The 26,234-nt window shown below is 33.7% G+C and carries 24 protein-coding genes and 1 other RNA gene; 12 read left to right on the top strand and 13 right to left on the bottom strand.

Annotation, left to right across the window (positions count from 1 at the left end):
- Nucleotides 1-198: 198 nt before the first annotated feature.
- The 3 genes from H7355_RS09305 to H7355_RS09295 all read right to left on the bottom strand — a co-directional run bounded on the left by H7355_RS09305 (nucleotide 199) and on the right by H7355_RS09295 (nucleotide 2,741).
- A complete protein-coding gene (locus tag H7355_RS09305) occupies nucleotides 199-1,365 on the bottom strand; it encodes an RNA-guided endonuclease InsQ/TnpB family protein (RefSeq protein ID WP_186646782.1) in 1,167 nt (388 codons plus the stop codon).
- Complete coding sequence (gene tnpA, locus H7355_RS09300) at nucleotides 1,365-1,778, bottom strand: IS200/IS605 family transposase (RefSeq protein ID WP_186646780.1); 414 nt, start codon at nucleotides 1,776-1,778, stop codon at nucleotides 1,365-1,367. Before tnpA ends, H7355_RS09305 begins: the two co-directional genes overlap by 1 nt.
- A 564-nt stretch (nucleotides 1,779-2,342) precedes the next feature.
- Complete coding sequence (locus tag H7355_RS09295) at nucleotides 2,343-2,741, bottom strand: PilZ domain-containing protein (RefSeq protein WP_186646778.1); 399 nt, start codon at nucleotides 2,739-2,741, stop codon at nucleotides 2,343-2,345.
- Between the two features lie 260 nt (nucleotides 2,742-3,001).
- Here H7355_RS09295 and H7355_RS09290 point away from each other — a divergent pair, with 260 nt between their 5' ends.
- The 6 genes from H7355_RS09290 to H7355_RS16135 all read left to right on the top strand — a co-directional run bounded on the left by H7355_RS09290 (nucleotide 3,002) and on the right by H7355_RS16135 (nucleotide 11,625).
- On the top strand, nucleotides 3,002-3,745 hold the full coding sequence (locus tag H7355_RS09290; RefSeq protein WP_186646776.1) for a motility protein A: 744 nt from the start codon (nucleotides 3,002-3,004) through the stop codon (nucleotides 3,743-3,745).
- Nucleotides 3,746-3,810: 65 nt separating this feature from the next.
- Complete coding sequence (locus tag H7355_RS09285) at nucleotides 3,811-4,596, top strand: OmpA family protein (protein ID WP_390808228.1); 786 nt, start codon at nucleotides 3,811-3,813, stop codon at nucleotides 4,594-4,596.
- A gap of 135 nt (nucleotides 4,597-4,731) precedes the next feature.
- The gene (locus tag H7355_RS09280) at nucleotides 4,732-5,643 is read left to right on the top strand and encodes a tetratricopeptide repeat protein (RefSeq protein ID WP_186646771.1); all 912 of its coding nucleotides are present in this window, start codon (nucleotides 4,732-4,734) and stop codon (nucleotides 5,641-5,643) included.
- 8 nt (nucleotides 5,644-5,651) lie between these two features.
- The gene (gene tsaD, locus H7355_RS09275) at nucleotides 5,652-6,749 is read left to right on the top strand and encodes a tRNA (adenosine(37)-N6)-threonylcarbamoyltransferase complex transferase subunit TsaD (RefSeq protein WP_186646769.1); all 1,098 of its coding nucleotides are present in this window, start codon (nucleotides 5,652-5,654) and stop codon (nucleotides 6,747-6,749) included.
- A 288-nt stretch (nucleotides 6,750-7,037) separates the two neighbouring features.
- The gene (locus H7355_RS09270; protein WP_186646767.1) at nucleotides 7,038-10,547 is read left to right on the top strand and encodes an ATP-binding cassette domain-containing protein; all 3,510 of its coding nucleotides are present in this window, start codon (nucleotides 7,038-7,040) and stop codon (nucleotides 10,545-10,547) included.
- Nucleotides 10,548-10,956: 409 nt separating this feature from the next.
- Entirely contained in the window at nucleotides 10,957-11,625 is a 669-nt protein-coding gene (locus H7355_RS16135) for a M15 family metallopeptidase (RefSeq protein ID WP_186646763.1), read from the top strand.
- 139 nt (nucleotides 11,626-11,764) lie between these two features.
- Here H7355_RS16135 and H7355_RS09260 read toward each other — a convergent pair whose 3' ends face one another.
- The 3 genes from H7355_RS09260 to exaC form a co-directional block, all read right to left on the bottom strand.
- Nucleotides 11,765-12,175 (bottom strand): hypothetical protein, encoded by a 411-nt coding sequence (locus tag H7355_RS09260; protein WP_186646762.1) that lies wholly within the window; start codon nucleotides 12,173-12,175, stop codon nucleotides 11,765-11,767.
- Nucleotides 12,176-12,460: 285 nt separating this feature from the next.
- Entirely contained in the window at nucleotides 12,461-12,931 is a 471-nt protein-coding gene (locus H7355_RS09255) for a hypothetical protein (RefSeq protein ID WP_186646761.1), read from the bottom strand.
- Between the two features lie 69 nt (nucleotides 12,932-13,000).
- Nucleotides 13,001-14,521: an acetaldehyde dehydrogenase ExaC gene (gene exaC / locus H7355_RS09250; RefSeq protein WP_186646760.1), complete on the bottom strand. Its 1,521-nt coding sequence runs from the start codon at nucleotides 14,519-14,521 to the stop codon at nucleotides 13,001-13,003.
- A 167-nt stretch (nucleotides 14,522-14,688) separates the two neighbouring features.
- Here exaC and H7355_RS09245 point away from each other — a divergent pair, with 167 nt between their 5' ends.
- Nucleotides 14,689-15,069: a VOC family protein gene (locus tag H7355_RS09245; RefSeq protein WP_186646758.1), complete on the top strand. Its 381-nt coding sequence runs from the start codon at nucleotides 14,689-14,691 to the stop codon at nucleotides 15,067-15,069.
- Nucleotides 15,070-15,071: 2 nt separating this feature from the next.
- On the opposite strand, the gene H7355_RS09240 is transcribed toward H7355_RS09245, so the two are convergent.
- The 3 genes from H7355_RS09240 to H7355_RS09230 all read right to left on the bottom strand — a co-directional run bounded on the left by H7355_RS09240 (nucleotide 15,072) and on the right by H7355_RS09230 (nucleotide 16,840).
- Nucleotides 15,072-15,437 (bottom strand): GNAT family N-acetyltransferase, encoded by a 366-nt coding sequence (locus H7355_RS09240; protein WP_315861831.1) that lies wholly within the window; start codon nucleotides 15,435-15,437, stop codon nucleotides 15,072-15,074.
- 4 nt (nucleotides 15,438-15,441) lie between these two features.
- Nucleotides 15,442-15,870, bottom strand: a complete 429-nt coding sequence (locus H7355_RS09235) for a hypothetical protein (protein WP_186646754.1) — start codon at nucleotides 15,868-15,870, stop codon at nucleotides 15,442-15,444.
- A gap of 67 nt (nucleotides 15,871-15,937) precedes the next feature.
- Nucleotides 15,938-16,840: a LysR family transcriptional regulator gene (locus tag H7355_RS09230; RefSeq protein WP_186646752.1), complete on the bottom strand. Its 903-nt coding sequence runs from the start codon at nucleotides 16,838-16,840 to the stop codon at nucleotides 15,938-15,940.
- 118 nt (nucleotides 16,841-16,958) lie between these two features.
- Between H7355_RS09230 and H7355_RS09225 the strand changes: the two genes are divergently transcribed.
- On the top strand, nucleotides 16,959-17,732 hold the full coding sequence (locus H7355_RS09225) for an SDR family oxidoreductase (protein ID WP_186646750.1): 774 nt from the start codon (nucleotides 16,959-16,961) through the stop codon (nucleotides 17,730-17,732).
- 31 nt (nucleotides 17,733-17,763) lie between these two features.
- Here H7355_RS09225 and ssrA read toward each other — a convergent pair.
- Nucleotides 17,764-18,126: a transfer-messenger RNA gene (gene ssrA, locus H7355_RS09220) on the bottom strand.
- Between the two features lie 113 nt (nucleotides 18,127-18,239).
- Entirely contained in the window at nucleotides 18,240-19,889 is a 1,650-nt protein-coding gene (locus tag H7355_RS09215) for an NAD-dependent aldehyde dehydrogenase (RefSeq protein WP_186646748.1), read from the bottom strand.
- A gap of 424 nt (nucleotides 19,890-20,313) precedes the next feature.
- Here H7355_RS09215 and H7355_RS09210 point away from each other — a divergent pair, with 424 nt between their 5' ends.
- Complete coding sequence (locus tag H7355_RS09210; protein ID WP_186646746.1) at nucleotides 20,314-20,595, top strand: hypothetical protein; 282 nt, start codon at nucleotides 20,314-20,316, stop codon at nucleotides 20,593-20,595.
- A 51-nt stretch (nucleotides 20,596-20,646) separates the two neighbouring features.
- On the opposite strand, the gene H7355_RS09205 is transcribed toward H7355_RS09210, so the two are convergent.
- Both H7355_RS09205 and H7355_RS09200 read right to left on the bottom strand, forming a co-directional pair.
- Nucleotides 20,647-21,315 (bottom strand): hypothetical protein, encoded by a 669-nt coding sequence (locus H7355_RS09205; protein ID WP_186646744.1) that lies wholly within the window; start codon nucleotides 21,313-21,315, stop codon nucleotides 20,647-20,649.
- 26 nt (nucleotides 21,316-21,341) lie between these two features.
- A complete protein-coding gene (locus H7355_RS09200) occupies nucleotides 21,342-21,881 on the bottom strand; it encodes a hypothetical protein (protein WP_186646742.1) in 540 nt (179 codons plus the stop codon).
- A 100-nt stretch (nucleotides 21,882-21,981) separates the two neighbouring features.
- Between H7355_RS09200 and H7355_RS09195 the strand changes: the two genes are divergently transcribed.
- Genes H7355_RS09195 through H7355_RS09185 form a run of 3 tightly spaced genes read left to right on the top strand, consistent with a single transcriptional unit; the run spans nucleotide 21,982 to nucleotide 26,227 of the window.
- The gene (locus tag H7355_RS09195; RefSeq protein WP_186646740.1) at nucleotides 21,982-22,782 is read left to right on the top strand and encodes an inositol monophosphatase family protein; all 801 of its coding nucleotides are present in this window, start codon (nucleotides 21,982-21,984) and stop codon (nucleotides 22,780-22,782) included.
- Nucleotides 22,783-22,839: 57 nt separating this feature from the next.
- Complete coding sequence (locus H7355_RS09190) at nucleotides 22,840-23,445, top strand: hypothetical protein (protein WP_186646739.1); 606 nt, start codon at nucleotides 22,840-22,842, stop codon at nucleotides 23,443-23,445.
- A gap of 28 nt (nucleotides 23,446-23,473) precedes the next feature.
- On the top strand, nucleotides 23,474-26,227 hold the full coding sequence (locus tag H7355_RS09185) for a DNA topoisomerase 3 (RefSeq protein WP_186646738.1): 2,754 nt from the start codon (nucleotides 23,474-23,476) through the stop codon (nucleotides 26,225-26,227).
- Nucleotides 26,228-26,234 lie beyond the last annotated feature (7 nt).

The raw sequence follows: 26,234 nt of genomic DNA, 5'->3' as shown, positions 1-26,234 counted from the left end.
TTCGCTCCATACGCTTAGTGCAATTCATCACTAAATTACACTCAATGTTCGCTACAACGTGGTTACGTTATTCCTTCGTTGTGTGGACTTACACCACCAAACCTATCGCCCTTTGCACGGCGCACACATCCTCCCCTCCCTAAAAACCTCCTAACGTCGATTTTTTGAGGAAGGGGATTCCCTAGATACAAAGAAAAACTAGCTAGAATTTTTCTTTGTACGAGTCGGCCTATCATGCCCGATAGGGACACCAGCTCTGTATGATTGCAATATATTTATTGCAGCATTTACGTCTCTGTCATGGACAGCTCCGCACTTTTCACAGTTCCAGTGTCTTACTCCAAGTTCGATCCGTAGCAGTTTTTTACTACACTTTGAACACGTCCGACTTGAATCTCTTTCTGAAATTTCTTTGTATGTTGAAGCAGCTCTAACGGCTTTGTACTTTAACATTGATTTAAACATTCCAATCCCTGAGTCTAATGATATTCCTGATAGTTTTTTATTGCGATTCATTAATTTACAAGGAACGTCACCTACAACAATAAGGGAACACTTTTTTACAAGTTTTGTTGATTCCTTATGCAAATAATCTTGTCTAATATTTGCCACTTTTACATGAAGTTTTCTTTCTTGTTTTGCTTTTGGCAAAGCGTGATACTTTTTACTTTTCGATTGCTTTCTTTGTGCAAAATTTTGACATCTTTTTAAATACCGAAGTTTTGCTAAAGCATTTTTTCTTAAGTTTGGCCTTTCAATCTTTTCACCATTTGAGCATGTTGCAAGAGTTTTAATTCCAATATCTATCCCAATTTCTTTATCATCTTCTCTTTTAATTCCAATTAATTCACTTTCAAAAGCAACATTTAAATACCAATGCCCGCTTTTATCTTGGCAAAATGAGCCTGTTTTTATTTTTGCATCTTCTGGTAGTTCTCTTGAATTCCAAAAAGAAAATTCATTCTTATTATAGGATATTTTTCCATTATGAATTTTAATTGCTGATGCTTTAAACGGTATCCATCCTAAGAATTTTTTCCCACGCCAACGCAATAGTGTTTTAAATTGTTTTCTACGTGTGATGTATTCTTGAGAAATAGCCTGAACTGTTTGAGAATGAAGACCTAGTTCTTTTGAACTTCCTGCAACTAATCCATCCATTTCTGAAGATGAAAAAAAATACGGAATAGAAATTTTTTCACCCGATTTTTTATCATTTATTAACTTAACGGATTTATTTTTAAGAGCCTCTTGTTGAGTTTGTTTGCAAAAATTCCATACCAAATTTACAGAACGAGACATCTTAGAAAGCACTCTATTTGCTCTCCCTGAATCTTTAATTCTGTAGTGATATGTTGTTATCATTAATGCTCAACTCCACCTTGATTTTCAATATACCTTTTCAGAACATTTATAGGAGCACCGCCTACACTTATTAAGCAATAAGATGTTGTCCAAAAAGATTCTTCCCAAAGTTTCTTTTTAATTTCAGGAAATTCTTTTTTAAGAAGTCTACTTGTAGCTGATTTCATCGCATTTATATATTTAGAAAGTTCACAGTTTGGTTTAGTTCTAAGCAAAAAATGAATGTGATCAGGTTCCCCATTCATTTCCATAATTTTTACATTGTGGCTTATCCCAATATATTCTGCAATTTCTCTTAGTCGCAATAACATTTTTTGATTTGTTAAAACTTTTTTTCTATATTTAATAACCAAAATCAAATGATAGTTTAAACTAAATACAGAATGATTATTAGAATCTAACTCAAACGTCATGAATCTCCCCTATTAATTTAGGGTACTACCGATTTATTTAAATATCAAATTTTCTATATCAAAAATTAATAATTATAATTACGTCTGATTAATAGGACGGCTAAAGCCTACTTTCGACAAGCAAAAATTCCTATCGTCTTTTTGCATGCCTCGTCAGGCTTTCAATTAAACCTTGCACCGTTTGGTGCTGCGGTCTTTTCAGCTCACTTATATCCCCGACTTTAGAAGTCAGGGCTTTACGTTCGTTTCAGGTAAAGAATTATAAAGTAGAAATTTCGAACAGTTATATTATTTATTCATTAGACAAAGATGCATTTTATCCTCACCAAAGTGAGGATCTTGAAATTGTTTTAAATTTTAGAAATGACGGAAAGGCAAAGATCATCAATGCATGGCGAGAGGATTCCCCCAAGAATTGTTGCTGCCAAAAAGGCAAACTTAAAAACAACAGACAGCCTTGCAAATATCTTTTAAAATCAAGAAAACTATAATTGTATTTTTTAATATTCCAATGAAAATTATTTTCTTATATATTACACTGCGGGTAAATACCAAATCTTAAGATCAATTCTGCTGCGTTTTTTTAGTGGAGATTTTATTCACAACTTCAAGGATACGAAGACCTTTATTCAACACCGCAATTTCAGAATCTTTCAAATTTTGGAATTGGCAGGAAATTGTTTTTCCTAAATTGGTCGCTCTCTTGATTTCTGCTTTTAGTGTTAATTTATCTTCAGAGTCGATACCAAACATTCTTACAGGCATTTCAAAAGTAACAGTACAACCCACTTTATAACCACGCTTAATATTATCGACCTCTAAGTTCAAACTGACCCCACCCGCAGAAATATTATTTATAGTTCCCATGACAGCAGACGTGTCTTCATCGGCAATAATCTGAACGATTGCTTTGCTAGTGAAGCGCTGATGAGCTCTATTTTCAACTCTTGATGAATCTGTCATATGGACCCCGAGATTTAGAAAGCCTGAACACAGTTTTGATCGGCAAAAATGTCTCAATTCTGAGAAGAAAAATAAAAACCATCTGAGTCATTAAAAAAAATTAAAATCATATTTAAGAACTATCTAATGAGCTGCAAGAACTGTCTAAAATGTCAAAGAATCAATTATTATTTAAAAACTTAACCTTCTAAAATAGAACCAGATCTTAAATTCCTAAATTTGAAATCAGTAAAAATGAATTCAAAACACGAGGTTTTGATATGGAACTTTCTAGTATTATTGGACCAATTCTAGGCGGAGTCGCTGTCATAGGGACAGCGGTCTTAAAAGGTCTTTCCCCAGGAATGCTATGGGGTGGGTCCGCTGCCATGATCGTGGGAGTTGGCGCTATTGCTGCTGTTATGACTGCTTATCCGATGAAGGATGTTGTTTTCTCTTTTAAATCTCTTGGCCTCTTTTTAAATGGACCCAAAATGGATTCCGAGGGAGCCATTTCTTCAATCGAACGCTTAGCTCAAATGGCTCGTAAAGATGGTGTCTTGGCTCTCGAAAAAGAAATAGACAAACTTGAAGATCCATTGATGAAAAAAGGCATCGAAATGGTGTCCATGAACACCGAAGCTCAAATCATTGAAAATATTCTGCTTTCTGAAATCGATATGATGTACGAAGAAGAAGAAATTGCAGCAAAATTCTGGGAAGATATGGGTGCTTTTGCCCCAACCATTGGAATCCTTGGTGCCGTTCTGGGTCTCATGGTGGTCATGCTTAACCTTGATAACCCACCCGAAATCGGTCCAGGAATTAAAACTGCATTTATTGCGACACTGTATGGGGTTGCACTGGCAAACTTATTTGCTTTGCCTGCTGGAAAAAAAATAAAAAGAATGTGTCACCATAAAAAAGTTTTTAGAGAAATGGTTGCAACAGGAATTATAGGGATCGCCCAAGGCACAGCGCCGAAAGTTCTTGTTGAACGCTTGCATGGAATGGTTCATCACTAATGCCAAAGAAAAAGAAGTGCCCCGAATTTGAAAACCATGAACGCTGGCTTGTCGCATTTGCTGACATGATGACACTTCTGTTTGCTCTTTTCGTGGTTTTATATGCAATTGCCGTGGTCAATACTTCAAAAGTCAAACAAGTCACAGAATCCATGCAAACAGCCTTTGGTATAAAAGAGGAAATCCCCAAGGAAGAGGGAACGATTCCGCGGGGGCCAACAGCTACAGAGGGAATTTTCCGCTACATCAAAGGCAATACAAGTCGAGAACAGATTCTCCAAAAAGTTATTCGAGAAAGAGCAGCAATTATCTCAGCTCAGGCAAGAAATGTTGAGCAAAAATTATCGGAACGTTTATATGGAACAAAACAATTTCCAGACAGTGCTAAAAAACCTGTGGATAGAGTTATTTATGTAGCTCGAGATCCTGAAGGCATACGTATAACGTTGCTGGCAAGAATCCTTTTTAAACCAGGCGAATACACTCTCACACCCGAAGCCTATAAAATAATCCAATCAGTTGCAGAGGTTCTTAAAGGAATAGGCCGAGTTATTAGGGTCGAAGGGCATACCGACAATATTCCCTACGAGCGCAATGGCATGTCAAACTGGGAATTGAGCACCCTTAGAGCAACATCAGTGACTAAGTTTTTAATCAATACTAAACTTTTTCCAGTTGGCAGTGTATATCCAGCAGGTTTCGCAGAAACTCGCCCCTTAGCTGAGAATGATTCAGCGGAAAATCGCGCTCTCAATCGTCGGGTGGATTTAAAGATTTTGTACGATAACCCCACGGACTATATCCCCCCGGATGAGCAACTTGGCAATGGTGAAAAATCTACCAAAGAATAATGTTTGAGCATGGGTCAAACTGAGTTATATAATATAGATTCAGGGATTGAAGTGTATTTTTTAAATACATAGTAAGCTGATGAACCAAATTAATCCCTAAATTTTTATTTTTAAAAAACCTTTTTGGAGATTTACATGTCTTTTCTTAATATGAAGAAATATGATTTACTTTTTAATTTGACGAGGTATTTACCTTTAAGCAGTCTCAATAAAAAGTCATTTTTATTTTGTTCAATATCCTCTAGTTTATTTTTAACTGGGTGTATGACTTCATCACGTCAAGATCAACTGCAATCGTCTATTAGCCAATTGCAAGGACAAATTTTTCAAATTCAAGAACAACTCAGTAAACGTGACCAGCAGATTACCAATACAACCCAGACAGCTATTTCATCACAAAATGAAGTTCAGAATTTGCAGACTCAAATACAACTCACTCAAGGAAGTGTCGACGAACTCAAAGCTCGTTTAAAAAGAATGGAAGAAACCGCGGGCAGCACCGGCAATGAACAAAATGTTGTTACATTAAGTAATAGTCCTGAATTTGTAGCATTACAAAGACATATAGCACGCATCGATCTTGTTCTCAATACGAGACTCAATAATCCCAAAAAAGGTAAATTACCAGAAAAACTGAAAACCGTTCAAGCAATCACTAAAAGTTTAAAGAATGATCTTGAACAAAACAAATACAAACAACTTATTGACAATTCTACTGCAATATTAAATGCACACGATGCTTCAGACTCTATGCAACAAATTGCTATCGAATACAGAGCAGAAGCTCGTTTTAAAACACAAGATTATAAAAATGCTGTTCTTGATTTTACATCTTATATTGAAAAATTTCCTGATGCTCCGAAAAATGCAAGAGCACTCTTATTAACAGGGGATAGTTATGTTTACTTAAACAATAACTCAATTGCTAAAACTTATTATCAAGAATGCGCAAAAGTTTATGCTAATATGCCTGAAGGAAAAGCTGCTACAAGTCGCTTAGCTAATCTTATGGCACAAACCACTTCATCTCAAACAAAAGCTCAATAATAATTACTATGCAAAATACAATTCTCGCTATTGAAAGTTCTTGTGACGAAACAGCTGTTTCAATCATCAAAATTAAAAAAAATACACAAGGACAAATTGTTTCTTTAAATATTCTTGCCCACGAAGTTGAATCTCAGACGGAAATACACGCTCCTTTTGGCGGTGTTGTTCCTGAAGTTGCTGCGCGCGATCATTTAGCTAAAATCTATGATATCGCTCATAAAGCCCTCAATGTTTCCAAATTAAAAAAAACCGATCTCACAGCTATTGCGGTGACAATGGGGCCTGGGCTTATTGGTGCTCTCATGGTTGGGGTTTTATTTGCCCGTGGTCTTGCCATGTCCCTCAATATCCCACTTATTTCAGTCAATCACGTCGATGCCCACCTTGCTCCCGTGCTCTTATTAAAACAATTTTCTCCAAAAGATGACTTACGCGCATGGCATGATGTCGAAGTTGTTTCGTTTCCTGCCCTTGCATTGACCGTCAGTGGTGGGCATTGTCATTTAAGTTTATTAGAATCACCTAATGATAGAAAAATATTAGGTAAGTGCCTCGATGACGCTTGTGGAGAAGCTTTCGATAAAGTTGCAAAATTGCTTGGTCTCGCTTATCCAGGGGGCCCATTAATAGAAGATCTTGCCAAACAAGCTGAAAAGTCTGGCAACACAAATGATTTTACTTATCCTTCGAAACCTGCGAATAAAGACAATCGCTACAACTTTAGTTACAGTGGAATTAAAACTGCAGTAATGGAATCCATTCGTAAAGAAACAGGCATTAAAAAAGGAAAAATTACAGGTAAAGATCTTAGCAAAGAAAAAAAACAATCCATTGCCTATGCATTTCAACAGGCAGCTCTTAGTCAATTGCTCAATCGAGTTGAGAATGCTCTGGAAGATTTTCCTGAAATCAAAACAGTGCTTGTTGCTGGTGGAGTTGCGCAAAATAAAAAATTCAAATCTCTTTTTGCAAAATTAAATAAGCCAACATTTTTTGCTCCACCTTCTCTCTGTTCCGACAATGCGACTATGATTGCTCTACAAGCAGCATTGAGTGAAAACACAGATGGGTTCACACAACATCCTTTTGCGAAATACACATAAGATATTATAAACTTGACTCTTTTTTAAATATAATTATAATCAAAACTCTTATTTATATAAATAAGAGTTTCTTTTTGCTTTCTGTTCAATTGATCGAGGAGACAAATATGGTCAGTCACAATTTCAACTTCAATATTATTTCAAATATTTTAATAAAATAATTTGGCAATAAACCTCATAAATAAAAAACAAAACTAAACTTTCTTTACTATTAGAAAGTGCATTTTATTCATATTTTATTGCCAATCTTAAATTTAAAATAAATAAACTTTAAATGGACAAAAAAATATGAATTTTATAAAAACTTTGTTTTTTACTTATTTATCATCTTTATTGAACAAGAAAAATTCAAACTGGAGCAACGCGGATCTTCCTCAACTTGATAGTTCATTTTCTAACGAAAACTTCAATAAAATTAAAGAAAATATAAACTATAAGAATAAATTTTTATTTATAAAAAGTCTTCTTTTCTCATGCAAAAAACAAATAATTATTGCATCAATTTTATTGATTTTAAGAATTATCTTTTCAATACTGCCACTTATTGCTCTCTACTATTTCATAACACAAATCACAGATTTTAAAAACATATTTGAAATTGTATTCTCTGCCATATTATTAACACTAGCGACCTTCTTAAATGGCATTATAACATCGCAATACTTTCAAAAAGTATTTCGCATTCAAGCTCTCGCAAAATATTTTTTGAGTAATTATATCTTTCTGAAGATTCCTATATTTTCTCGATTGAAACAAACAGAATCACATATCATCAACAACACGACAAGTGACATTGACAATTCATGTTCTATTGCTTCTAACTCATTTGAATTTATGCATGACACCTGCGTTATTATTGGCTCGCTCATTCTACTCTTCTATTTTTTAGGAGTTACAGCATTTCTTGCAATTTTTATGCTCTGCATATTTATCCCTTTGGTAAATATACTCATATTAAAAACGTCTTTGAATGATGAAAATATTCAAGAAGAAAAAGACAATCGCATACAAGAATTAGGCTCTCTTTATAGTCAAATAAGAAATATTAAATCTTATTTGCTTGAGAAAATATATGAAAATAAAATAAAAAATATAAGAAGAAAAGAAATATATTTACAAAAGAAAAATATTAAATATTTTGCCCTTACTTATAAGTTTATCTCAATCCTTCAGAGTGGCATATGCATTCTAACTTTCAGTCTCTACATATATTTAGACCATGATATTTCCCTTCCGATTCTTTTCACTTGTATAGGATTATTTAAAACCCTTGAGTCTGCTGTTTTTGATGTTTATGAGTATACTAAACTCTATTCAGGCGCAAAAGCATCATTTAATCGCCTTTTTTCTCTTATAAAAAACTCACAAGAAGAAACTGAAGTTAAAGGCAACCATAAAATAAACAATTCTTCATTTGAAATAAATATTATATCAACAAATATAAAATTATCCTTTAAAAAAGGTGAAAGTGTTGCTGTTATTGGAAAGATTGCCTCTGGTAAAAGTTTATTATTAGAGGCAATCGCAAAATTGTATAGTGAAGAGCAAAAAGATATTCCCGATAATAAAATGGCTTTTATGCCGCAGACCGCATGGATAATGAATGCTTCCGTTAAAGAAAATATTCTCCTCGATCGCTCAGACTTAAGTGCTGAAAAGTATATCCAGCTTGCTTGTCTTGATGAAGATTTAAAGAAAATGCCTGAAGGTGAAAATACACTTATTGGAGAAAATGGCGTCAATCTATCCGGAGGGCAAAAACAACGGATTGCTCTTGCTCGCACAGCCGCGTTAAACTCTGAAATTATTTTGCTTGACGATCCCCTGTCGGCCTTAGATAAAGAAACAGCAAAAAAAATATCCCATAAGCTTATTTTTACGTTTTGGAAAAATAAAAGCATTATTATCTCTACGCATAATTTAGATTATTTGCACTTTTTCGATCGCATTATTCTCCTTGAAAAATGCTCCGTTGTTGCAGATGGAACATATGCAGAACTCTTAAATTCATCTACTGATTTTCGCGACTTTATTCAAAGAATTTCAGAGGAAGAGAATGAAAATATCATTCTGAAAGAAGATAACCCACAATTGCTAGACTCAGAACAAAACATGAATCCTGAGATTGAATTTATAAAAAACCCTCTTAAATCTTATTTAAAATATTTAAAGACACTCTTTTATGAGAATAAAAAACTTAAATTTAAGCTATTTTTTTGCATTTTTTCACTTTTTTTATTGGCTACTTTCCTGCCAAAAATGCAAAATCTATGGCTCAGTTTTTGGACATATAAGAGTATAAAAATTCTAGATTTTACTTTTGTAAACGAACTATCAAATATTTTAAATATATCTATATACGCTATAGTTGGACTTTTTAGCTCAATCTGTATCGCTCTTCTAACCTTAATTTGGGGTTATAAAGGCATTCAGGTTTCAGAAAAATTTCATATAAAAAGCCTCAATAAATTACTTTTATCACCGCTTAAATATATCGATCATTTGACAACAGGAAAAGTTATAAACTGTTTTTCTGTCGATCTCTCCGTCCTAGACGCTAAATTGCCAAAAGATTTCCAAAAATTTCTTCTGGTTCTCTGCGAAATTTTCTTTTTTATTTTTACAGTCCTCATAATAAAACCTCTTTTTCTACTCCTCATACTTCCAATCGTTTTCTTGCAAAAAATAATTTTGACAAAATACGTAAATTTAAACAGAGATTTTAACCGAAAAATAGCACTGCCAAAAGCTTCTGCAATAAATATCATTCGAGAGTTTTATCAAGGTCAAAATATTTTAAGCACTGTTAAAAAGAAAAATTGGTATCAAACAAAGTTTCAAAAGTGCTTAGAAGAAGAACTTAGATTGGAAATCACAGAGTTTGACGTCGACATGTGGCACTGTCTTATGTGTTTTTTAAATAACGCGCTTTTGACTCTAGTAGTGACGCTGGCAGGAATTTATTTTGTCATGAATGGCAGTCTGAATGCCGCAATATTAAGTCTAATGACTACCTGGATCATGATTGATGTTATGCATCTGACATTTAACTTTTCCCATTCCTTTTCCGAAGTCGAACAAGGTCTTATATCCCTTGAAAGAGTGCTAGAATTCAACAAAAATAAAAGCGAATATTCGATCGAAATATCTAAAGAAACAAATAAACATTTTATAGAATTCAAAAATGTTTATATGCAATATGACAAACAAAAAGAATATATTCTAAAAGATTTTTCTGTGTCAATCAATCAAGGTGAAACAGTTGGGATCGTTGGAAAGTCTGGATCGGGTAAAAGTTCTATCATGTCACTCCTCCTGAGGTTTTATGAGCATAAGTCTGGCAAAATATTTTTTGCTGGAAAAAGTTTAAACTCTTACACTCCTATGCAAATTCGCACACAAATTGCACTTGTTTTACAAAACCCACAGTTTTTTTCTGGGAGTATTCGCTTTAATCTCGATCCACACAATGCCCACAAAGATGATGCATTGTATGCTCTCTTAGAAGACCTAGAACTTCTTAAGATCATCCAAGCACTGCCAAAGGGAATTGATACCGACATGGCAAATGAAGCATTAAAATTAAGTTCAGGGCAAAAACAAATATTTGCTTTTGCTCGCGCACTGCTAAAACCCGCAAAGCTTCTTTTATTGGATGAACCAAGTGCAAATGTCGATAATAAAAGTGAAAAAATAATTATGAAAAAAATTGAAGAATTAAAAGGAATAAAAACAGTCATCATAATTGCGCACAGAGGAGAAATATTGAATACAGCAAACAGAGTGATTCAGATTTAATGATTTAAGTATCAGGCTTTCTTGAGACATCTTCAATTGAAGACACAAATGCAGTCGGGGCATTTTTAAGGCATTTCAATCGTATTTTTTTCCAAAATTGCCCGTCACTTTTAGTAAATACTTTTATTTAATTCTCAAGATAATTTTTCATTCGTATATCATTTTAGCTCAAAATAATTCAATGACATAGATTACAATAATACAATTACTTAAATATTAAAGCAATAATTTGACTCTAAACGAAGTTGAAAATAACCTATTTTAGATATAAATTCAAATACTTTACACAAGATAATCATTATGCTAAGAATATTGCACTCATTCTATTTGTTTTAAATTACAAATAACAAGTGAGTCAGTGCATATAAAGATTATTTATATTACATCTTAGTAAAGGAAAAAAAATCCTGTGAAGATTTTAAATTTAATATTATTCAGCTCAGTTGTAACTAATTTTTGCAATAGCGCTTATTCACAAACACAAACTACACTGATTTTTGATTCAAAAATTGATAACATTCCTGAAGAAATTCAAAAAAATATGCAAAAATACACATGGAATCCCAGTTGCCCTGTTTCATTGGGAGAATTAAAATATTTAAGTCTATCTTTTTATGGATTTGACAATAATATTCATAAGGGACATTTAATAGTTCATAAAGAAGTAGCCACCGAAGTTGTCAGTATATTTGAAGAACTATTTAAAAATAAATTTCCAATCGAAAAAATGCAGATAATGGATGATTTTAAAGGTGATGATGATTTATCTATGACAGAAAATAATACTTCCGCTTTTAATTGCCGATCTGTAACAGGAAAACCAGGAATTTTTTCTGTTCATAGCTATGGGAGAGCTATAGACATAAACCCCAAAATAAATCCCTATGTAAAAGGAAATCTTGTTTTACCAAAAAATGGAAAAGAGTTTATAGATCGCACATTGACTTCACCAGGGATAATAAAGTTAAATGATTTTACATATAAAACATTTAATAAAAAAGGTTGGAAATGGGGAGGTTTATGGAAATCTATAAAGGATTATCAACATTTTGAAAAACCAATTTCTAAGAAAAATTAAAATTAAAAAATCTTTTTTTTAGTTTATTGATCTTAAAATTAAATACTTCAAGAAGACAGTCTTAAATACAGAAAAAAATTCTTATACATAAGTCTAAATATATTGGATAAAGAACATCTAATTCCCTGAAATTCAATATTTATCGATTATTTTTAAGATTTACCCGCAATCTAAAATTATCATCAACATAAGTTAGTAGACCTGGAAGTATAATATCTTCATTTTTAGCAAATGGAGCCCATTTATTTGAAAAACTTATCACAGGTTGTGGATAAATAAATTCTCCATTAAATTCATCTATACATTTTTTTTTCAAAACTACATAAGTTTCGACACCTGATTCTAAAATAAAATAGTTAAAATATATTGAAGATGATTGATATTTTCTTTTCCAAGTTCCATTGACTTTTATATCTCCATTTTCAAGCCAATTCCATTCACCTTTTGGATTTGAGCAAATAATATATGTCTCGTCTGCATATAAATTACTCGAAATAAAAGTCATAGAAAGAATGCATAAAAATACAAAATTAATTTTTTCAAAAAACATAAAAATAAATCTCCTATTAAATTTAAATGATATATATGAAATAATCGTATGAATTTTGGAATAAATTGTCAAGTCTATTAGAACTGAAGATGAGTTTTTTAGATTCGCATTTGATATGAATATATATTAACTTCTATTATTCCTTGTTCTAAAAAGGGCACATAAAAGGATTTTGCCTCTTTCTTTAAGGAATGTATTGAACATATGTCAAGGGAGAGGTAATAAAAGGTAATCCGGTTTATTGTTCAATTTAATGGTAGTCTTTCGGAATATTGTCTACTCGTATTACATGCGTACATAATCAATACTTTCATACAAATAACCTTTTCTAGATATTATATTATTATTATTATTATTTTTCGTTCCAAAATAAGCGTAACCTGAAGGAAAAATTCCGATATAATAAAAGATTGGTTGAGCATATATATATTTTTTATTATATTTGCTTTTTTGATTTTTACATCTCTCTTCTAATTCTTTGGCTTTTTCTTCTTCAATTAATAATATATAAATAGAATAACCATTTACACTCGAATATATCCAATCTCCATTTACAATATTTCTTCTAATTTCATCGTATTTTGGATCCCTTAAAGATGTGTACTGGTCGAACTCTAATTGATATTTGTCATATAGCCAATCCCAATTACCATCCTCAGTAACACAATAAGTATATGCTTGCTCAGCATATACATTGATTTTAGAAAAAATAAATAAAAAATACACAAATAACACAACTAAATTCTTAGTTAACATAAAAATTATTTTACCTTTAAAACTTTATAGTTTTTTTAGATGCAGAAAATATTGGATTATAGTATGCAATCAAAACAGACCAAGCGCTTTGTCACTGTAGCTGACTAATAAATTCTTTGTATGCTGATAATGATTCAACATCATTTTATGATTTTCACGTCCTATACCCGATTGTTTGTATCCGCCAAAAGCGGCATGCGCTGGATACAAATGATAACAATTTGTCCAAACGCGGCCTGCCTTTATTTCTCTACCTAATCGATAAGCCAAACCAATATCCCGCGTCCAAATTCCAGCACCTAAACCATAAAGCGTGTCATTTGCTAAATGGAGTGCTTCCTCATCATCTTTAAAGGTTGCAACAGAGACAACTGGGCCAAAAATTTCTTCTTGGAAAACCCGCATATTGTTTGTTCCCTTAAATACCGTTGGCTCAACATAATAACCTTCAGAGAGATCTCCATCTATAATATTTCTTCGTCCACCGGTGAGCAATTTCGCACCTTCTTGTTGACCAATTTCAATATATGATAGAATTTTTTCCATCTGTTCTTTAGAAGCTTGTGCGCCAAGCATGGTTCCTTCATGCAAAGGATTTCCTTGCTTAATTGCTTTTATTCTTTTTAGAGCGCGTTCCATAAATTCTTCATAAATGGATTCATGCACCAATGCTCTCGAAGGACACGTACACACTTCTCCTTGATTGAGGGCAAACATGGCAAAGCCTTCAACTGCTTTATTTAAGTAAGAGTCATCTTTTGCCAGAACGTCTTTAAAGAAAATATTTGGTGATTTACCACCGAGCTCTAAAGTAACTGGAATTAAATTTTGCGAAGCATATTGCATAATCAAACGCCCAGTGGATGTTTCTCCAGTAAATGCAACTTTTGCCACTCTTGAGCTGGATGCCAAAGGTTTACCAGCTTCTAAGCCAAAACCATTGACGATATTGAGCACACCTGGAGGAAGAATATCTTGAATCAATTCCATTAAAACCAAAACCGAAGCTGGAGTCTGCTCAGCCGGTTTTAAAACGACACAGTTCCCCGCTGCAAGGGCAGGAGCCATTTTCCATACAGCCATTAAAATTGGAAAATTCCATGGAATAATTTGTGCCACAACACCAAGCGGTTCATGAAAATGATAAGCGACTGTTTCGTTATCAAGTTCACTTAAACTTCCTTCTTGAGCGCGAACACAGCCTGCAAAATATCTGAAATGATCGATTGCCAATGGAATATCTGCAGCTCTGCTTTCTCTAAGAGGTTTTCCATTATCAATTGTTTCAGCAAGAGCCAATAGATTTAAATTCTCTTCCATTTTATCAGCAATTTTTAAAAGCGCATTTGCTCTATCTTGTGGAGAGTATTTTCCCCATTTTTCTTTTGCAGCATGTGCTGCATTGAGGGCTAATTCAATATCTTCTTCGGAAGATCTTGCAATATGCGAAAATACTTTTCCATAAATTGGAGAAATATTTTCAAAGTATTTTCCATTTACAGGAGGAACCCATTTTCCGCCAATAAAATTGTCATATTTTAAGCGAAACGGATTTTTAAAACCTAATTTTTCAAGATCAGAATTTAACATAATATCCCTTTCTTTAAATAGGAAAACAGTTTAGGTACCGATTGACAGGGATATACTACAGAATTAGAATTAACTTTCAAGACATTTTATTTTTAATTTGTAATTATTTTAATAATTAATTTCTTGAAATAATTTTTCACGAATAATATTCGGTTAAGGAATTTATAATGAAATATCTTCACACAATGCTACGAGTTGGCGATCTTGAAAAATCAATTCAATTTTATTGTGAAATACTAAATTTCGAACTCATTCGCCGTTGTGATTTTCCAGAAGGCCAATTCACTCTGGCATTTTTAAAAGCGAGAGGTGATCAGAATAACACTGCTGAACTCGAACTCACATACAATTGGGGAGTGAATAGATATGAAATTGGCACGGGTTATGGCCATTTAGCTTATCAAGTCGAATCTATCGATGTAATAAAAAATCGATTGAATGATTTTAATTTACAATTGAGTTGGGGACCAGGAAAAACACCAAATGGCAAACAAAAAATGGCTTTTTTAACGGATCCTGATGGGTATAAAATAGAATTGTTGGAATAATTTTAATTATCCCAGACTGATTTCTCATAACGACATAGGCCAAATATTTTTTCTTTATAGGCAAAACCAATGGATTTATACATTTGTATAGCCATTCCACTTTCTTCAGTTTGAATTACAAATCTCTTCTGCTTTGAGTCATGGGCTGCAAAAGCAATTAAAGTTTGTGATATTCCTTTTTTTCTATATTCTTTTTGAGTTTTAATATCACGATAGCGTGCAATTTCGGAGTTCCAATACAAACCCAAATCCGAAACGATTTTGTTATTCAAATAAGCTGCATACCAGTAACCTAGGCCTTTTTCAGAAAAATTCCGAAAGTCTTTCATTTTTTTTATGTTATATGTTTTAAACTTTTTTTCGGATATGGTTTCATTCGTTTTTTTCTTGAAATTCTATGATATTCTCCCAATCTTCATCAGTGACAATTCGTTTACACACAATCTCTGGATTCAGATACTTGCAATGAATATCTTCTTTATTTGCCATTAAAACGATCTTTTCGTTATAGTCAAAGTCAGCATCTTTAAATTTTTCAATTTCTACTTCATTCCCTTTTTCTTCCCAGCTAAAAGTCATATGATAAATATCTTTTACATGCGCAAATTCTTTTTGAAAAGAATCTGTCCACTTTTCAAAATCACCTTTGTTGAGTGGTTTCTTAAAGAGCAAATAATTCCCCCAAAAAAATTCGGGATTATGTGGAGTTTTAAGAACAAAGTAATCGTCTTTTTCAATTTTATTTTTGCTAAAATCAAAAAACATGAGGTCCGTTTTTAGACCAATTGCTATTTCACTCATTTAATAAACTCCTCTAAAAAATGATTTAAAAATTATAATTTTTATATAATATTTATTTTATATTTTGTCAATTAATGCAAAATGAATGAATCAATTCTTTAAACCATTCCATAAAGACATTTAAAGGTTTTATAATATGTTTTCTATGCGGATAAAGAAATGCTATTGGCATAGATTGTGCTTGATAATTCTCTAGAATTTTATAGAGAATATTTTTTTCTATTAAGTTACGTACATCGTATTCAGGTATTTGTATAATCCCTAGATCAGAAACGGCTGCAGAGATATAAGACTCTGCATTATTAACGGTTAATAAAGATTTCATCTTAACTTGATAAGTTTTTTCATTAAAAAAATACTCAAAAGATGGTGACTGAGAATCTGAAGAGGCATAATTGATAATATAGTGCTTAGATAAATCAGCAATACTCTCAGCTTTGCCAAATTGATTGATATAACCCACACTTGCGCAATTAATTATCTTAAGCTCACCAATTGATTTACTAATATACGAAGAATCCTTGAGATCTCCCACTCTCACCACACAGTCATACCCATCCTGTATGAGATTAACATAACAATCAGTTGAGCATAATGATAGTTTAATTTCAGGAAAATTCGAAAAAAACTTAGGTAAATTGGGTATAAGAATAACTCTTGCAATTCTACTAGGTATAGAAATTTTTAAGTGTCCTTTAATTTTGTTCTTATCTTTTTTAAATAAATTTTCTACTTCATTGAGTTGAAATAATAAGCTTAAACAACGATCATAGTATTCTTTACCTTCATAGGTTAAATGTATTTGCCTTGTCGTGCGAAAAAATAATCTCGCACCTACCTGTTCTTCTAATTTTTTGATCCCGAGTGAAACATAAGATTTTGGCATATTTAAATTCATAGCAGCTTTTGTAAAACTGTTATACTTTGCAACTTCAATAAAAATATTTATATTTTTAATAAAATTATCCATTTTACTGAACCACCATTGTTATAAAATGAAATAACAGTCTGTGCAAAATACCATTATTTATCTTTGCTTTAAATCAAAATATATTTTTTTGAACTTAAAGACTGATAAAGGAGACAATATGACTTCAAAACATGATCTAATAGGAAAAGTTGTTTTAATAGGTGGAGGCGCAAAAAATCTAGGTGGATTAATAAGCAGAACTTTTGCAAAAGACGGGGCAAAAATAATTGTTCACTACAATAGCCATATCTCCAAAAAAGATGCTGAAGCAACTGTCGCAGAAATTAAAAAGAATGGTGGAGAGGCATTTGAAATTCAAGGAGATTTTACAAAGGCAAATGAAGTCACAAAAGTTTTTGCAGAGGGCAAAAATAAATTTGGACGGATAGATATAGCAATAAATACTGTGGGTAAAGTTTTAAAAAAACCTATCGTTGAAGTCACAGAAGAAGAATACGAATCCATGGCCGATATAAACGGAAAAGCCGCTTATTTTTTCTTAAAAGAAGCAGGAAAACATTTAAGTGACAATGGAAAAATCTGTACAATTGTAACATCTCTTCTCTCTGCTTACACGCCTTATTATTCAAGTTATGCTGGGACAAAAGCTCCAGTTGAACATTTTACCCGAGCAGCTTCATTTGAATTTGGACAAAGAGGAATTTCAGTGACTGCTGTGGGTCCAGGACCAATGGACACTCCATTTTTTTATGGACAAGAAACAAAAGATGCTGTTGAGTATCATAAAAGCGCACCTGCGCTTGCGAAATTTAGCAAGACTGGTCTGACAGATATTGAGGACATCGTTCCCTTAATTAAATTTTTAGTGACAGATGGATGGTGGATAACAGGACAAACGATCCTAGCCAATGGTGGGTACACAGCCAGATAAGTTTTCACTTTTTAATTTTCTAACATATATATGGTGGAGGTGCCGGGGATCGAACCCGGGTCCGAAAAGGAATCACAATTGGCGCCACATGCTTCTTCTGTCATTAGATCTCACTTGCTAGCCGGGGAAAGACACCCTACCAAACAAGCCAGTTCGATTGCTAGGTAAACTCAACTCCGAACAGAAGCTGACGATTGCCCGCACGTAAATTAACGGCGATTTTGAATGCACGTGCTGCCACACCCAAGTCACCGGCTCTGTGCTTAATTAGGCAGCGAGAGCGTTAAGTTTTTGGTTGCCACTTCTGGCTGACACAACGTTTTGAAGAGGTGCTGTAACCAACCCCTGCATGCTCCTTTTGCTCAACTCTCTCCGTCGAGACCAGTTCACCCCCATAAGAAATAAATCCCTCAAAACATCCTATCCTGAGGGAACATTATACTAATTCTGATTTATTTAATTAGCAAGTATTTTTGATGATTTATTAAGATTATTAAATTTAAGCAGCTAGCCCTTCGTGGCTGCAAAAATTAATTTTAAGAAATCAAATGGATTTTGTGAATATTCAAATTGAATCAGTTTTTTTGCAATCTCACGAATATTTTTATTATTATAAAACCAAACAGGCGTTGGTTTTATAATAAAAGGAGCATCGATTACTGACTTTTCAGGAAAATCAATAAGGTAACCATTATGCACTGCACCAATACCAGATTGTATATCATCCAAGGTATGCCCTGGGTAAGCTCCCCAAGTCGTTGAGGCAAATGCATAAGAAAGAGCTGACCAACAATTAATACCGATTGCACCGTAACGGAGTTCCTCTATGCAATCTTCTATTTCTTGAAAATATTCTTTCCTTGTAAATGGATCTACAATCACCGAGCAACTGAGAGTACCCCAGACTTCATTATTACAAAAATCTGTTGCCGCTCGAATAAAAGAAGGGATATCATCTGCAACAATTGCTGTTTCAGAAATAATTCCACAAAATGCCTCTTCATTGAATGCATATTCGTTCTCAGACTTTTTTATATCTGCAATGAATGTCCATGGTATACAACCAACTTTTTTTTCTCCTAATACTTCTGCTTGTGGGTATCTTTTTAAAAATTCATTATATCGATTTTGCGCACCTGGATAATATGCTTTTCTATTTTTTAATAGAGATAATTCTTTCCTTATTTGTTTTAAAAAAAGCTCTCTTTGCTGCCACCCTTTACAAGTAACAATTAACTTCATTGCATTGCAATTGAAGCTCCCATTATTTTCAACTGCACTTGCAATTTGTCTTGCATGGTATTCCAATTGCTCATCACTCCACATACCAGGTATTAAAATAACCGGAGTTACGCAGCCTAATTCCGATGTGATATTTTTATTATTTTTAATTTTATTCATATCTATTGGCTTTGGAGGAGTTTCATCCCCCCAAACTATTTTATTATGTGTTTTATGAGAACCCGTGATGTGTATGTCATCTACTAGTGGATGATTGCACAGCCACTCCGATGTTTCAGAATCGCCTTTGATAAAAGCTAGAAATCCTTCTTTTATCAAATCATCAAAAACATTATTGAAGATATCTAAGAGATAATCATTAACAGGATTTAATTTTACAAGACAAACTTTACCTTCGATGAAAAGTTTATGCAGAGCATCTAAAGGAGAAATACTTGAAACATTCCCTGCACCAAGCACAAGACTTAAAGAGCCTGTTACCTTGTCCTTTCTATAAAACATTCCTTGCGTAGGTTCTTTATTCTTTAGAATTCTTACTTCCGCTGTGAAACCTCCCCACATTACTTTGTCATAGACGTTTGCAGGAACGACTCTTGCGATATATTGATTTGCTTTAGACTTATAGATTTTTGGGATTTTTGGGCAGCCGTTCGCATCTAATGCTTTTATAAAAAGTCTCAACTGTTTCATAACTATGGCTGGCCCTAGCAAATACTCTTGTCCTGAAATTTCAGATAGCTCATCTAACCCTTTTGCTCTAATGCAGGAATCGGCCCATTGTTTGGATTCAGTCAATAAAATATTCATTGCATTATTTAAATAATTTTTTTTCTCGCTCAATTTTAACTCAGCCCAACGGTTTTTATTCTCACTTAATTTGAGCAATAGGTTCTCAATTTTTTTTCTATCATTCATAAAACTCACTTCCCTGTATAAAATGTTTTGGATAAAATTATTTGATAATATCCATTACTACAATTTGTCACAAAAGAATAGGTTCGATCTTAATTTCATATTATATAGGCAGTAATTTAAATTTTTTCAAGAAAAATATAATTTCTCATATGGTCTAGCAATTGAATTTAGAAATAGGTCAGTCTTTAAAAATAATTCTGAAGAGAAATAAGTAACAGTTCCTTCTTTGCCAAAAAAAATAAATGAAAATTTGATTTAAAGTCCCAAGTTCAAATAAAAATTGCACTTCGCTATTTACATAACGCATAATATTTCGCTATAGTTACCCAGTTGGAAAAAGTAAGACCATTACTGTTAGTTTACTCAACACATAGTGTAAATGGCTGCTTTTTCTTTTTCCTTCTTTTTCAATGGAGAAAATGATATGAAGTTAAAAGCTATACCTCTCGTTGCTCTTTCTGCTCTTTTACTTTCTAGCTGTACAAGTACTTGCGGCTCAAAATCGGAAGCTCCTGCTGCCGATGCTACAGCTCAAGCTCCTGCTGCCGATGCTACAGCTCAAACTCCTACAGCTGATGCCTCTGCACCTGCTGCAACACCAGAAGCATCTGCCGCTGCACCTGCTGCTGACGCAACTGCTCAAGCTCCTGCTGCAACACCAGAAGCAACAGCTGCTGCGCCTGCTGCTGAACCAGCTACTAAATAATAAGTAATTATTAAAAAAGGTCAGAGTTTTCACTCTGACCTTTTTTTTATTTTAAAAATAGCACTTACTATTTTGTAATGAATTATTATTTTTATTCTTATTTATTGTGCAAAAATCTCGGCCAAGATATCTATCTAATTCATAATTAAAACCTGCATTATTCTCACACCAATATGAATAATTTTTGTTCCAAGTGATTGTGAGATTTCTACTTATTTTATTTAATTTGTCAGGTGTAGAAACAGAAATAAGGACAACACACGACTCTCTTGGCAACATACTAAAGCTGTTAACTAAAATAAAATCTTTATTTTTACTTAATTTAAAATATAGACCTCTGCACGATGTGATATTAAAATCAGTTTTGAATGTAATTTTATATTCTGTATTAGGTACATTATCAGGAGAATCTATTTTTATTGGAATTCCAGGATACTCTTCATTAAAAACATGTAGATTTTCATTTCTTGAAATCCCGTTCGTCTTCATTTCATTCGAGTATTTCAATTTTCCTTCATCCCAAAAGTATTCAAAGGTAGCCATTTTAAAATAATGTGGGAGACCAGTACTCGGTTTTTCATTGTGAATTAAAATATCTTTGGGAATTTCATAACCATTTTCATTTCGCGATAAGATATTTTTACCAGATTTTTTACTACATGATATAGAAAAAAAAATTAAAAAAATTAAATTTATAAAACCCTTAATTATTGAATTCATCAACATATCATAACCACACAAATTTATTAAATCGAGATCTTATTGTCGATCCAATCTCTTATACTAGATAATTCTTCTTGAAATTGATTAGATAGACGGAGCTTTATGTACTCTTTATAAAGCTCATCGATTAAATCTGTTAACAATTGCATATAGATAATTCTTTGAGATATATGAGCTCTTGAATCAGCTTCCGAAACAGCTGGTAGTCGAATAGCCCGCAATGAAAGATCTTCCCCTAAAATAGAAAAGCACCATTGTTTTTCAGAATCTTGTAAAATAAATTTTGCTTCATGCACAAGTTTTCCAGAACCCAATGCACTCCCTGCTTCATAAGCATAAGCAGGAGTTCCTCCTTTTAAACTATTTTCTCTGACAGAACCGCTTGAACTGCTTAAAACTAACTTATCATCAATAAATAGATGATAATTTTCATAATTCTTAAGCATTATTTTATGATTTTGTGTTTCACTCTTAAACCATAACCAAGTTAAAAACTCTCTTCCTAAAAAAGCTCTATTTGTTTGGAGAAAACTTAATCCTTCGTGTAAAAGCTCATTTGACATTGAATACCCTTCCTCCATTGCAACGCAATTTTGCGTTTTGTGCGAGGATACACTAATACTCGCAAAGATGTTGAGCAATACAATTGAAAGGATTTTTAATATGGAATCACTCGAAAAGATCTTTAATACAGCTCAGCTATGTTCTGAAATCGCAACAAAAATGAGTTTGAATTTCAAACATGGCATTGATCCACAAAGTTTAAAGAATGACAAATCTTGGGTGACTTCAGCGGATCAACAAATAGAAAAAGAATTAAGAAAAATTATCCTGAAAAATCATCCAACTCATTTTATTTTTGGTGAAGAAGAAGGGGGGGAACTCGGGAAAGATGAAGATGCCTATACTTGGATCCTAGATCCTATAGATGGAACATTTAGCTTTGTACACAATATCCCGTTTTATTCTTCTCTTATCGCTGTATTAAAGGGTAAAACTCCGATTATAGGTTTTGCTTGCTTACCTGCAATGGGTATTACAATGAGTGCACTTAAGGGGCAGGGTGCTTTTATTAATGGTGAAAAATATATTAAGCCACCCCTCGTCGGAAATCCAAATATAGAGATTGTTGCAACAGCCGATCCCTATCGCTTTTACATTGAGCAGAAGGGTGAAATATTACAAACCTTATATGGACCTCAGAAAAAAACGAGAACGTATCCCGATGCTCTTGGCTATTATATGTTGTTAAAGGGTTCCGTGCGTGCCTTTATCGATCCTAAAGTTGAAATTTGGGATGTTGCTCCCTTTCATGTCATTATGCCAGAAGCAGGATTCGCCATTCAGAGTTGGAGTGAAAGCAAAGATCTACAAAGGGGAAGCAGCATTGCATTTCCTGTCGACCTGCAAAAAATGCCCATAAATTGCTCAGATATACTTGAACTCACCAAAAGATTTGCTTAAAGTACAATAACGATAAATATTTGCCTATATAAAGTGCAAATAACCATAGGAGTCGTTATGAAAAAAATAAATTCTTTGCCTTTCAAAACGATTTTTATTGTTTTTATTTTAGCAATCAATGCATGCGTATCTTTAACAAATAAAGAAATTACTCTTGAGAAAAGCGAGCAGCAAACTCCCAGTTGGGTGAATACAAACGAGCCGCTCACTGACAATGAAACTGTTCTATTTACATATAAAAAAAATGATGTATTCAATCTAAATTTGGGAATTAAACAGATACAAGCTGCAGCCCAATCACAAATAACATTTTTAGTAATGGAAAAAATCCAAAAAACTTTACTGAACTCTCTTCCAGCCTCTTCCAATATTTCCAATAAAGAGAGAAACTCACTCGTCAATGAGCTTTCTGAGGCTGTCAGCAAGAATAGGTTTAAATTAAACTTTAAACCTTCCTTGCCAAAGGCTATATATTGGGAGTATCGCCAAAAGGATACGGAAAATGGACTAGAAAAATATTATGTTATCTGGGTTTTACTTTCAGTACCAACTTCAGATTATAAAGCTGCATTGATTTCAACTGCACTCACTTTAACAAAATCTTCTTCTTCAGAAGCTGTTGATTTGGGGCATAACATTCTACAGGAAATGAATCATCATTAAAGAATGATTCACAGATACAAGGTGAGATATGGATAAAGCTTCAAAGTGGCTCGTCGTTACAGAAAAACCATCCGTCGCTGGTGATTTAGCAAAAGCACTCGGTGGATTTGAAAAAAAAGGCGACCACTATGAGTCTCCAAAATACTACATCACATGGGCTGTCGGCCATCTGCTTGAGCTACTCGAACCAGAAGAACTCGATCCCAAATACAAAAGATGGCTCTTACAAGATCTCCCAATTCTCCCGCAAGAATTTCAATACAAACCTAAAAAAGGTCAAACTGAACGTTTAAATCATATAAAGAGTCTAGCTAAAAAATCTGACGTCACCGGAATTATAAATGCATGCGATGCAGGACGTGAAGGTGAACTTATTTTTCGTGAAATTTATGACTATTGTGGAATAAACAAAACTTTTAAGCGTATCTGGTTACAGAGTATGACTCCAGAAGCCATTCGTAAAGAGTTCCAGACTCTAAAATCTGGCCATGATTATGACAACTTAGGTGATGCCGCACGCTGCAGAGCGGAGAGTGACTGGCTCATAGGTATGAATGCAACCCGAGCTGTGACGAAAAGACTTAAAACCCGTAATACAAAAGGTGTTTGGTCAGTCGGTAGAGTGCAGACACCAACTTTAGCACTTATTGCCAAAAGAGAACTTGATTATTTAAAGCACCGACCAGAACCCTTTTTTAATCTTGAAGGCCGTTTTTCCACAACGACCCATGAGTACTCAGGACTTTGGTTCGATCCTAAGTTTAAAAAACCTCAAGCAGCCGAAGATGACGAATCTATTGTTTCGCGTGAAAAAGAAGACAGAATTTTTTCTCAACAAAAACTAGATGAAATTTTAAAAAATTTTAATGACAATAAATCCCAAGCTAAAGCAAGTGAAACTCGAAAAGAATCGAAAGAAATTGCTCCCCAGCTCTTCGATCTGACTCTCTTGCAAAGAGAGGCCAATAGAAAATTTGGCATGCCTGCTTCAAGAACACTCCAAGCAGCGCAAAGATTGTATGAAAAACATAAACTTTTAACGTATCCACGTACGGACTCACGCTATTTACCCGAAGATTATGTTGAAAATGTTAAGAATATTCTAAAAGAGTTTTCAGCTATTCCAACTGAATATTCAAAAGCCTGCCAAAAAATATTAAAGCTTGGTCTGTTAAATAAGGACAGAGTTTTTAATAATAAACATGTCTCAGACCACTTTGCTATTATTCCAACAGGACAATTTCCATCTGAAAAACTTGATGGTGATGATGCCCGTATTTTTGATCTCGTTTTGAAGCGTTTTATTGCTGCATTTATGCCGCATGCTATATGGGCAAAAGTTGAGCGAATAACGGTTGTAGGCGAGCAAAACTTTCGCACGCGCGTGCAAGATTTACAAGAACCAGGCTGGCGCGAAGTCTATGGTCTTGATAGTGAGGAAGAAAGTAAACTTCCTAAATTAAATGAGAAAAATCCAGAGGCGCAGACGCCTGTGCAAACGGAAGGAGTTAATCCAATCCAAAATGCGACCAAACCTCCTCCTCGTTATACCGAAGCCAAGCTTTTATCTTTAATGGAACACTGTGGTAAATCAGTAGTTGATGAAGAGATTGCTGAAGTTTTAAAAGACAAAGGTATCGGTACCCCAGCAACTCGAGCAGATATTATAGAAAATCTAATATCAAAAGAATATGTCAGCCGTTATGGCAAAGCATTGAGAGCAACATCAAAAGGCATCCGTTTGGTTGACGTATTGAGTCGTATACCTATTGATATTCTCTCGAAAGTTGATCTCACTGGAGAAATTGAAGCCGGCCTGCGTAAAATGGAAAAGGGACAAGAAAAACGTTCTGAATTCATGCAAAATATGTTCGATTTTACTTCGACAATTGTAGATAAAGCTAGAACATTTGAGTACGATGCTATTTATAAAAATGATCCACCACTCGGCTCATGTCCTGTTTGCAAAATTGGTAAAGTCAATGAAGGATTTTGGGGTTATAAATGCAGCCGTGCTGGAAACAGCAAAGAAGTCACTGCTGATCAATGCAGTTTCATTATTTGGAAAGAAAAAAACCAGCGCTATATTGACCGCAGTATCGTGGAAGAAGTGCTACAAAAACAAGTTGTAGGCCCCTTTGAATTTAGCAACTCAACTGGCACGTCACATTATGATGAATACTTAACTATATCTCCGCAAAAAGGAATTATTTTTTGTACTGAGCAAGGCGAAGCTAAGGAATCCGCTACAGGATACGATGCTGTCGTTCTTCATGAAGAGCTTCTGAGTGAAACTTTCTTAAAAATGCCTGGCACTGTTAAAGTAACAGAAATGGCTTATCTCTGTGAATTCGGTAATCTTCCCACTGAAACTAAAGAAGAAGCCTCTAAACCAAAGAGAAAATCGAAAAAAGCATCTGGCGAAGATTCAGAAAAAAAGAAAAAGGTAACAAAACCCAAAAAAGTCAAACGCCTTATTTCAAGAATGCCTCGAATTTTATGCGGGCGAGAAATGAGTTTAGACGATTATAAATCTTTTATTCTCACTGGTTCTACACCACCCATTGCTGATTTTAAATCTAAAAAAGGACGCCCATTTGCAGCTGCCTTGCATTTAAAAGAAAATGGAAATTTCGAATTTAAATTTGTCTCACGTAAAGCCTTGCTTGGAGAAGATACAACTGAAAGCAAGCCTAAAAAAGAAGCAAAAAAAGCTACAACTAAGGCTAAAGTAGTAAAAAAGTCAAAGAAAACAGAAAGCTTAACTGAATCTGAAATATAAAGTATGA

Origin of the sequence: Fluviispira vulneris (genome assembly GCF_014281055.1) — a bacterium.
Taxonomy (GTDB): Bacteria; Bdellovibrionota_B; Oligoflexia; order Silvanigrellales; family Silvanigrellaceae; genus Silvanigrella; species Silvanigrella vulneris.
This window is presented reverse-complemented; position numbering and strand designations above follow the sequence as displayed.

Coding starts and splice junctions, on each gene's coding strand:
- H7355_RS09305 (WP_186646782.1), bottom strand. CDS start 1,365: ATGATAACAACATATCACTACAGAATTAAAGATTCAGGGAGAGCAAAT.
- tnpA (WP_186646780.1), bottom strand. CDS start 1,778: ATGACGTTTGAGTTAGATTCTAATAATCATTCTGTATTTAGTTTAAAC.
- H7355_RS09295 (WP_186646778.1), bottom strand. CDS start 2,741: ATGACAGATTCATCAAGAGTTGAAAATAGAGCTCATCAGCGCTTCACT.
- H7355_RS09290 (WP_186646776.1), top strand. CDS start 3,002: ATGGAACTTTCTAGTATTATTGGACCAATTCTAGGCGGAGTCGCTGTC.
- H7355_RS09285 (WP_390808228.1), top strand. CDS start 3,811: ATGATGACACTTCTGTTTGCTCTTTTCGTGGTTTTATATGCAATTGCC.
- H7355_RS09280 (WP_186646771.1), top strand. CDS start 4,732: ATGTCTTTTCTTAATATGAAGAAATATGATTTACTTTTTAATTTGACG.
- tsaD (WP_186646769.1), top strand. CDS start 5,652: ATGCAAAATACAATTCTCGCTATTGAAAGTTCTTGTGACGAAACAGCT.
- H7355_RS09270 (WP_186646767.1), top strand. CDS start 7,038: ATGAATTTTATAAAAACTTTGTTTTTTACTTATTTATCATCTTTATTG.
- H7355_RS09260 (WP_186646762.1), bottom strand. CDS start 12,175: ATGTTTTTTGAAAAAATTAATTTTGTATTTTTATGCATTCTTTCTATG.
- H7355_RS09255 (WP_186646761.1), bottom strand. CDS start 12,931: ATGTTAACTAAGAATTTAGTTGTGTTATTTGTGTATTTTTTATTTATT.
- exaC (WP_186646760.1), bottom strand. CDS start 14,521: ATGTTAAATTCTGATCTTGAAAAATTAGGTTTTAAAAATCCGTTTCGC.
- H7355_RS09245 (WP_186646758.1), top strand. CDS start 14,689: ATGAAATATCTTCACACAATGCTACGAGTTGGCGATCTTGAAAAATCA.
- H7355_RS09235 (WP_186646754.1), bottom strand. CDS start 15,870: ATGAGTGAAATAGCAATTGGTCTAAAAACGGACCTCATGTTTTTTGAT.
- H7355_RS09230 (WP_186646752.1), bottom strand. CDS start 16,840: ATGGATAATTTTATTAAAAATATAAATATTTTTATTGAAGTTGCAAAG.
- H7355_RS09225 (WP_186646750.1), top strand. CDS start 16,959: ATGACTTCAAAACATGATCTAATAGGAAAAGTTGTTTTAATAGGTGGA.
- H7355_RS09215 (WP_186646748.1), bottom strand. CDS start 19,889: ATGAATGATAGAAAAAAAATTGAGAACCTATTGCTCAAATTAAGTGAG.
- H7355_RS09210 (WP_186646746.1), top strand. CDS start 20,314: ATGAAGTTAAAAGCTATACCTCTCGTTGCTCTTTCTGCTCTTTTACTT.
- H7355_RS09205 (WP_186646744.1), bottom strand. CDS start 21,315: ATGAATTCAATAATTAAGGGTTTTATAAATTTAATTTTTTTAATTTTT.
- H7355_RS09200 (WP_186646742.1), bottom strand. CDS start 21,881: ATGTCAAATGAGCTTTTACACGAAGGATTAAGTTTTCTCCAAACAAAT.
- H7355_RS09195 (WP_186646740.1), top strand. CDS start 21,982: ATGGAATCACTCGAAAAGATCTTTAATACAGCTCAGCTATGTTCTGAA.
- H7355_RS09190 (WP_186646739.1), top strand. CDS start 22,840: ATGAAAAAAATAAATTCTTTGCCTTTCAAAACGATTTTTATTGTTTTT.
- H7355_RS09185 (WP_186646738.1), top strand. CDS start 23,474: ATGGATAAAGCTTCAAAGTGGCTCGTCGTTACAGAAAAACCATCCGTC.